This window comes from Blautia sp. MSK18_10 (assembly GCF_020553185.1).
In the GTDB taxonomy this organism is placed as follows: domain Bacteria; phylum Bacillota; class Clostridia; order Lachnospirales; family Lachnospiraceae; genus Blautia_A; species Blautia_A wexlerae.
Genome location: NZ_JAJCGT010000141.1, coordinates 1 through 351, shown reverse-complemented (window position 1 = coordinate 351; position 351 = coordinate 1). Strand labels below are relative to the sequence as shown.

Sequence of the window (351 nt, the reverse complement as noted above, 5' to 3'; positions counted from 1 at the left end):
GAGCCATGCAGCTCTGTGCGCTTATGCGGTATTAGCAGCCATTTCTGACTGTTATCCCCCTGTATAAGGCAGGTTACCCACGCGTTACTCACCCGTCCGCCACTAGAAATAGATCAAATCCACCGAAGTCTCAATGAAATATTTCCCGTTCGACTTGCATGTGTTAAGCACGCCGCCAGCGTTCATCCTGAGCCAGGATCAAACTCTCTGATAAAATGTTTGATTCACTCAAGATAACAACTAGCTATCTCTCGTTTTACTGTTTTTGGTTTTTCAAACCGTTCTTAAAAATGTAAAGAATTTTCGAGAATCGTATGTGTTTCACTGTTTAGTTATCAAGGTTGTCTGTCT

At 42.5% G+C, this 351-nt stretch carries 1 rRNA gene; it reads right to left on the bottom strand.

What is annotated here, in order from left to right:
* Positions 1-214, bottom strand: a 16S ribosomal RNA gene (locus tag LI074_RS17210); the annotation flags it as partial.
* Positions 215-351: the final 137 nt, after the last annotated feature.